Annotated in this window: 3 protein-coding genes; all 3 read right to left on the reverse strand. The window is 54.1% G+C overall.

The window, feature by feature from the left end:
- Positions 1-57: 57 nt before the first annotated feature.
- From ABWP27_RS12615 to ABWP27_RS12625, 3 genes are read right to left on the reverse strand one after another with little or no spacing between them, the layout of a single operon-like run.
- The gene (locus ABWP27_RS12615) at positions 58-1,587 is read right to left on the reverse strand and encodes a Dyp-type peroxidase (RefSeq protein WP_353157419.1); all 1,530 of its coding nucleotides are present in this window, start codon (positions 1,585-1,587) and stop codon (positions 58-60) included.
- Between the two features lie 11 nt (positions 1,588-1,598).
- A complete protein-coding gene (locus tag ABWP27_RS12620; protein WP_353157422.1) occupies positions 1,599-2,291 on the reverse strand; it encodes a hypothetical protein in 693 nt (230 codons plus the stop codon).
- A 2-nt stretch (positions 2,292-2,293) separates the two neighbouring features.
- Positions 2,294-3,007: a hypothetical protein gene (locus ABWP27_RS12625; RefSeq protein ID WP_353157425.1), complete on the reverse strand. Its 714-nt coding sequence runs from the start codon at positions 3,005-3,007 to the stop codon at positions 2,294-2,296.
- Positions 3,008-3,237 lie beyond the last annotated feature (230 nt).

A 3,237-nucleotide genomic window follows, 5' to 3' on the forward strand; every position in this document is an offset into this window, starting at 1 on the left:
TGGACTGGCTCTGAAAATGTTCATGACTTCAGCGGGATGAATGTCGTATGCGCATGTTCAGGTCGGATCGACTATGCCCTTTGCAATCATGCGCAATGCCGTCATGCTCGGAATGAAAAAGTAATCGCCGCCGCGCGTTTCCACCAGACGCGGAATCCGGTTCAGGAAAAATGGTGCCTCGTCGCTGTCCGGTTCGACCGGCAGCACGGCCTTGCTCGGATACTCATCACCATGATTGCCGAGGATGATTTCCTTGTCGTTCGCGGCCTTGAAATCGTTGCCGTAGTTGATCCACTGCTGTTGCACAAATTCAAACTGCCGGTTGATGCTGGCGTTGAGCATCATGATTACAATGCCGTGATTACCATCGTCGCGCGTGGCATCCCTGACTTCACCATATGGCAAGCCGCGCCGTATCACGCGGCGACGATTCGATAGCGCACCTGGCGTATCGAAAGCCCTGGGCGTCAGTTCCAGCGAAGCTCGCGGATTGATACGGCGCAGATGCGCGCTGAACGGGCATTTGGCACCATGCATATCGTTATCGAAGGTAAATCCGCTCAGCATCCTGTCACGCTCCTGCGGCGTCGCCTGACTGAATCTGGCATCCCACTCCGCCTTGCTGCCGGCATCCGGCGCCGATACCAGCGGTGCGCCGTTGTCGCGCCAGCGGCCGACGAATTTCGCTGCCAGTAACTCCTTGCCGCCCGGGTACTTGCTGCCTTCCTGTTCGAGGTAGGCATTAAAGCTGCCCACGTTTTCATGCAGCTTGCGATACACCATGAAAGTACCGTTGCGCGACAACAGTTGCGGCGCCGGTGCAATCGGATATTCTTCCGCTTCGTCGCGATGGCCAAGAATGAATTCACCGGTCGCCAGCGGCGCCCACTGCCCGCCCTTGATCTGCTTGCCGCGCCCAAGCACGCGCTCCGGCCTGCCGGGCAAACCTTCAAATACCGGATCGCCTATGCCGTCGGTATAACCGAAATGTTCCTTGCTGGTCGCCCTGCCGTTTTCAAACACGGCGTGCACATCCTGAAACGGCAAATGTTCATTACCATCATCGCCACGATGGCCGGACAGGATCGCCACCCCGCCTGCACTATGAATCACCAAGCCCTGCAACCATTCGTATTGCCTGTGCACATCGGCCAGCGATTGTCCGTTGATCGAAACCCATACATGCACGTCCTTGTGGAAATCGCGCTCCCGGCTTTCTTTCCAGATCGGATCCCAGTATTCAGGTGCGCTGCGTTTGTCGTCGCCGAGGATATCCACACGCTTTTTCATGCCCATTACGAATTCCATCGGAAAACCGATCAGCGATGCACGCGGCAATTCGAGCACCTTGAGACCCGGATAGGTAAAGGCGATGTTGGTGGTCACTAGCGGCTTTTCAATCGGATTCGGTCCTTCACCCCAATTCACTGCCGTCGTCACCTGTTCAGTCACCGCACGCACGAATTCGCGGCCGCGCGCACCATCGCGAATATTCAAAAAAATGTAGCGTGCAAAAGGAAAGTTGTAGCGACCATAGGCACGAATCACATTGCCCTGGATATCCATCAAATCCAGAATTTTTTTCACGGCAATATCCTTTATTGTTTTTGCAGACCGGATTGCCCCGGCAGCCAGCTCGGCCCCGCCAGATTCGCCGGCTCGACACGTTGCACGAATGCCTGATACGCCTGCTGCAATTGTGCTGCCGGCCAGCCCTGATGTTCGCTGACGAAGCGCGAGAATTCCTGTTTCAGATACAGTCCCTTCAATTGTTCCGGCAGCGCTTCATCGTTCGAGCCGACGAAAAACAGTGCAGCACTCAACTGACATTTCCTGATATAGGCAACAAAGCTGTCGGCGTCGTGTACTCGCTCGAAGCCGTAGCAGAATTCCCATAGTTGCCGGATGTCGTCGCCGATCGCCGCCCACATGCCGCGCAGATAGGTATCCGGATCGCCATGAATATTGCAGCACCAGACCAGATATTTGGACTGCAGATGATCTTCCTTCGGCAAGGCCGCACGCCGGAAGCGATCGGAAAAGATCGCCAGGATGTCGTACCAGGTACCGCCGAAATCCGTACCCGGCAAGGATTCGTAATACACATCGTCGAGTACGAAGTAGCGACACAAATAGGTTTGCGGCACCCTGGCCATCGGACTCTGTTCGTTTACTCCCCAATTTTGCAACCGGCGCCGCACTTCATCGCTGTAGGCAGTGCCGCCAAGATGGCCTTTCTGTATCGGCGACAGACAAGTCAGTGCATACGCCTTGTTGCTGACATTCGCCATCCTCAATCTCCCCTTGCCTGATCGGCCAGGCTGACGATAGGTGTCGGCGCCATATCGCCCAGATCGTGTTGCAAGGTGCGCAGCAAGGCCTGATACTGCTTGAAAAATTGATCGGGAGTGACAGCGTGAAACTGCCGGTCGAAATCGAGCAGCGCCGCTTTCAGTTTTTGCGCTGCCTTTACATCGTTGGCCGCCGCCATCGGATAGGCGTTGTAATAGTGATCGGTTTGAATCTGGTTGAACTGGATGTACGAGTGGAAAGGCGTCAGCGGCACCGATTTCGGATAACGAATATTCCATTTCCAGAACAGATCCAGACCGCTCGGAATCGCGAAGGTAAATGAATCCACATACTGCGCCCAGCTACCGTTGAAATTACTGAAAAACAGCATATAGGCATAATGCAGCTTTTCCCTGGGCTGCCGCTCGTCAAGATGCGGAAACTGGTTCTTGCCTATGATGACCCAGCGCGCATAGTGAATCAGCGACAGCGTGATCAAGCCCCTGAGCGTGGCCGGCTTTTTCAGCGCGACCCAGAAAATGAGCTTGTTAATCCACGTCATATACCAGCGTATCGGCGTGATCACATTCATGGCATACGCTTTTCCAGCAATATTCGACATGCCTTCTCCCCTTGTATCCAGCATCTGATGAAATGCACCGGACGACAAACCGATGCACCAGTTTTCCCTGCCCTGACGATAGCTGGCAGGCACGATCAAACTTGCATGACCGGCCGCCTCACATAACGGCCGCCATTTACCTTGAGCACGGCCTTGTATGGATATTTGTATTTCTGATTCGACTTTTTACGGCAGGCAGATTTGCGCAAGATTACATGAAGTGATGCATTTTTTACAATAAAATAAAGGCGGCGATATCATTCCAATTACACAAGCATTTGCTATATTCTTCACTGGTACTGCTCTCTAGCAGACAGCAATCG

The organism is Herminiimonas fonticola, assembly GCF_040395855.1.
Classification (GTDB): domain Bacteria; phylum Pseudomonadota; class Gammaproteobacteria; order Burkholderiales; family Burkholderiaceae_D; genus Oxalicibacterium; species Oxalicibacterium fonticola_A.

Coding starts and splice junctions, on each gene's coding strand:
- ABWP27_RS12620 (WP_353157422.1), bottom strand. CDS start 2,291: ATGGCGAATGTCAGCAACAAGGCGTATGCACTGACTTGTCTGTCGCCG.